The 3253-nt window shown below is 66.5% G+C and carries 5 protein-coding genes; 1 reads left to right on the forward strand and 4 read right to left on the reverse strand.

Annotated elements, in window-relative coordinates:
* Positions 1–173 precede the first annotated feature (173 nt).
* The 4 genes from M529_RS31440 to M529_RS31455 form a co-directional block, all read right to left on the reverse strand.
* A complete protein-coding gene (locus M529_RS31440; protein ID WP_021317228.1) occupies positions 174–596 on the reverse strand; it encodes a 23S rRNA (pseudouridine(1915)-N(3))-methyltransferase RlmH in 423 nt (140 codons plus the stop codon).
* 105 nt (positions 597–701) lie between these two features.
* On the reverse strand, positions 702–1091 hold the full coding sequence (rsfS, locus tag M529_RS31445; protein ID WP_021317229.1) for a ribosome silencing factor: 390 nt from the start codon (positions 1089–1091) through the stop codon (positions 702–704).
* A 12-nt stretch (positions 1092–1103) separates the two neighbouring features.
* Entirely contained in the window at positions 1104–1733 is a 630-nt protein-coding gene (locus M529_RS31450; RefSeq protein ID WP_021317230.1) for a nicotinate-nucleotide adenylyltransferase, read from the reverse strand.
* 182 nt (positions 1734–1915) lie between these two features.
* Entirely contained in the window at positions 1916–2470 is a 555-nt protein-coding gene (locus tag M529_RS31455; protein ID WP_021317231.1) for an outer membrane protein, read from the reverse strand.
* A 300-nt stretch (positions 2471–2770) separates the two neighbouring features.
* Here M529_RS31455 and M529_RS50240 point away from each other — a divergent pair.
* Positions 2771–3253, forward strand: a 483-nt coding sequence (locus M529_RS50240; RefSeq protein ID WP_021317232.1) for a hypothetical protein, incomplete at its 3' end; no start/stop codon positions are given.

Raw genomic sequence — 3253 nt, forward strand, 5'->3', positions numbered from 1 at the left:
GCGCGGCCTGTTCCTGCTCCAGCGTCGTGCCAGCGGTGCCCGGCAGGATCAGGGCCTGGCCGTCGGCCGCGACCAGCCGCGACGCGAGGAGGGCGCCGGCCCCGATCGTTCCCGCTGCGATGATCCCCGCCCGCTTCACTCTGATCGAAAGCCCCGATGCCCCACCCGTTCGCCTATCCTTCGCGATGATAGGGGTGGTTGGCAAGGATGGAGCAGGCCCGCCACAATTGTTCGGCCAGCATCGCGCGGGCCATCATGTGCGGCCAGGTCATGGCGCCGAAGGCGATCAGCAGGTCCGCGCTCGCGCGATCGGCATCGTCGAAGCCGTCCGCCGCGCCGATCAGGAAGCGGCATTCGCGCGTCCCCGCATCGCGCCAGCCCTCGATCCGGCGGGCGAAATCCATGGAGGAAAGCTGCCGGCCCTTCTCGTCCAGCAGCACGGTCACGGTGCCGGGCGGCGCGGGCGGCACCCTGCCGCCCCGGTCGGGCATCTCGGTGATCCGGTGCGGCATGGTCAGCCGCTTCAGATAGCGATCGACAAGATCGCCTTCGGGCGAGCGTCCGATCTTCCCGCGCGCGATGATGTGAAGGAGCAAGGATCGACCCCGTTCAGCTTCGGCCGCTTCGAGCCAAATCGGGCGGCATCCGTCGAGACGCTTCCCCCGACGGTCTCGCAACGACCGGGAAAGTGGACGGCAGGCCTAGGCCGTGCCCGCCACCGGCGCGTCGACGAAGCCCCACATCCGTTCCAGATTGTAGAAGCTGCGCACTTCCGGCCGGAACAGATGAACGATCACGTCGCCCGCATCGACCAGCACCCAGTCGGCGACCGGCAGCCCTTCGACCCGCGCGGAGCGGCCCGTGGACTGTTTGATCTTCTCGGCCAGATGCTGGGCCATCGCCGCGACCTGGCGCGACGAACGGCCGCTCGCGATCACCATATGGTCGGCGATGCTGCTCTTGCCTTCGAGGGGGATGGAGATGGTTTCCTGCGCCTGGTCGTCGTCGAGCGACTGAAGGACGAGGGCATGCAGGGCGGCAACGCTTTCGGCGCCTTGGGCCGTGTCGTTGGCGGGTCGGGGTCTGGTCAAAAAAGCTCCAATCTAGACAATCATCCGGCGCGTGAGCGGATCGCGCACGCGGCTGTGTTCATATTCGCGATGCCAGAGGGGGTCCGCCTGCCGCAGCAGGGTCGCCGATCTTGGATCAGGGCGAAAGCGCAAAAGCACGAGCGCCGGCGGTCTCCAATCCGTCCAGTCTGCACCCTGGCGCGCGGGCCGGACGAAACGCCGCAGCCAGGCCATGGCCCCAGAGCCACGGGCAGCGTCATCATAGCCGGGACGGGCGATAACGGCAATGGGCATTTGCCGCGCGATGCCGCGCCAGTTCTTCCACTGGCCGAACTGGGCGAGATTGTCGGCGCCCATCAGCCAGATGAAGCGGTCGCGCGGGTAGCGGGCCTGCAGCGCCTTCAGCGTGTCGACCGTGTAGCGGGTGCCGAGCCGCGTCTCGATCGCGGTGGCGCGGATCGGCGCGCGCCGGGCCACCTTGCGGGCATGGGCGACGCGCGCGGCGAGCGGCGCCATGCCCCTGCGGGGCTTGAGCGGATTGCCGGGCGAGACGAGCCACCACAGCTCGTCCAGTTCCAGCGCCTGGATCGCGAACAGGGAAATGGCGCGATGGCCCCCGTGCGCCGGATTGAAGGAGCCCCCCAGCAGGCCGATCTTTTTCATCCCCTTGCCATGCCAGCGCGCGCGCCGCGCGGCAATGGCGCAGGAACGGGGCGCAGAAACAGGAAGAGGCGCAGATCGCTCCGCGCCTCCGTTCGCTCCCGAATGGCGAATGCGGAACGGCCGCAGTCCAAGGCCGTTCCGCACCCCCACCTCCCGCGTGCGGGAGATGACCGGTCAAACCGTCAGAATTTCGCGACCACGCCCGCCATCGGTCGGACCGAGCGGAAATTGCCCATGGTGTCGGCCTGGACACGCAGACGGATGTTGCTGCTCTGCGCCGAGCCGCCCATGTCAGCGGCGGAAAGCTCCACGCCCGCGCCATAGGTGGTGCCGTGGAAATCCGGGCTGTCATTGCCGAGCGCGTCGAAATTCACCCATTTGTAGCCGACCTTGCCGAAGATCAGGCTGTCCTTGCCGGCCTTGACGCCGGCCCGGCCCGCGACACCATATTCCCAGTCGATATCGCCGCTGACGCCCTTGGACACGGTTCCTTCCACGCCGACGACGACGGGGCCGGCGACATTGTAGTTCACGCCCGCCACGCCTTCGACCAGCCGGCCCTTATAGCCGACCGGGGGGATGCCTTCCTTCCCGGTCTCGCTGTCGAAATCATGGACGCCGCCCATGACGCCCACATAGGGCTCGATGCGGCGCGGCGCGCTCGTCTCGTCCTGCGCCAGCGCGGCGGCGGGAATCAGGGACGCGGCGGCAGCCGCCGTGAAAAGCAGTGTCTTCATGGGTATGACCCTTTTACCTGTTGCTGAATCGGGCGACGGTGTGGACCCGCCGCGCATGCCGGAACGGCCCGTCGACAGGAGGAAAATGGCCGGCTGCACCCGAAGGTTTCCTGAACGGATCATAAAAGTCCGCCGAAACGCGATTATGTGACGGAAAAATCACGCTTTCTGTCACTGAAATGAACAAAACCGCGCTAATATGAACCTCCGCTAAACGGAATGGACGGCAGTTTTCATTCACAACCAATTCAACCGGTAGACGTTATCGCCCCAGCAGGAAGTGTATTGAGGAGGAAGGCGATGAGCTGGTCCGGACGCAGATTTCTGGCGGCGATCGGCCTTGCCGGCGCGGTCGCACTTGGTGGTTGTGCCTATGATGACGGCTACGGCTATGGCGGCGTGAGCGTCGGCACCGGCTATTATGGCGGTGGCTATTACGACAATTGGGGACCGAGCTATTATGGTGCCGGCTATGGCGGCTATCCCTATTATGGCTGGTATGACGGCTTCTATTATCCCGGCACCGGCTATTATGTCTATGACCGCGGCGGACACCGGCACCGCTGGAACGACGGACAGCGGCGCTACTGGGAAGGACGGCGTGACCATTGGCGCGGCCGGGAAGGCAATAGATGGCGCGGGCGCGACAATTGGAGCGGCTGGCGTGGGCGCGACAATGACGGGCGGCCGGATCGCCCGGGTCGCCCCGGCTGGTCCGACCGCGATGGCCGCCCGGGCAACTGGGCCAATCGTCCGACGCGTCCCGATGGCGCCGGCGGCGAT

The organism is Sphingobium ummariense RL-3 (assembly GCF_000447205.1).
GTDB lineage: Bacteria > Pseudomonadota > Alphaproteobacteria > Sphingomonadales > Sphingomonadaceae > Sphingobium > Sphingobium ummariense.